The organism is Streptomyces sp. 8N114, from assembly GCF_052245835.1.
Classification (GTDB): Bacteria; Actinomycetota; Actinomycetes; order Streptomycetales; family Streptomycetaceae; genus Streptomyces.
On sequence record NZ_JBQQBT010000068.1, the window covers coordinates 1 to 629 of the forward strand.

Genomic DNA, 629 nt, shown 5'->3' on the forward strand with positions numbered 1-629 from the left:
TCCACCAGCCCCTGATACCGGGACTCCCACGCCTCGATCTCACCCTGCGACACACCCACCAACGGCACATCCGAAGGCGTCAGACCACCCGCCCCCGGAACCTCGGCGACGTGCCGGGCAAGACCCGCCAACGCCTCCACCCACAACCCCGCCAACTCCTCCACCTCACCCGCAGCCAACAGCCCGGACGGGAAGGAGAAGAGGGTTGTCAGCTGTTCGCCGTGGCCGTTGTCGGTGACGACGGAGTTGACGTCGAGCGCCACCATCGCGGGCATTTCGGGGGAGGGCACGGCGGTGAGTTCGCCGGCTTCGGGTGCGGGGTGGAAGCCGAGGCCGCGCAGATGCTCGGGCATGTCGGTGCCGGAGAAACGGCCCAGATAATTGAAACCGATCTGCCCAGTCGAACGACCCGAAAGCACCGCCCCCGTCCCGTCGTTCAAATACCGCAGCAAACCAAAACCGATCCCCTTGTCCGGGACCGCCAACAACTGCTCCTTGACCACCTTCACCGCACGCCCAGCAGCCACTCCCCCGGCGAACGCCTCACCGACATCCACCCCGGCAAGATCCAGCCGCACCGGATACATGCTGGTGAACCAGCCCACCGTCCGCGACAGATCCGCCCCAGG

At 66.6% G+C, this 629-nt stretch carries 1 protein-coding gene; it reads right to left on the reverse strand.

The genetic code is table 11. The annotated features are described in order from the left end of the window. Nucleotides 1–629, reverse strand: a 629-nt coding sequence (locus tag ACTWQF_RS36780; RefSeq protein WP_443284128.1) for a condensation domain-containing protein, incomplete at both ends; no start/stop codon positions are given.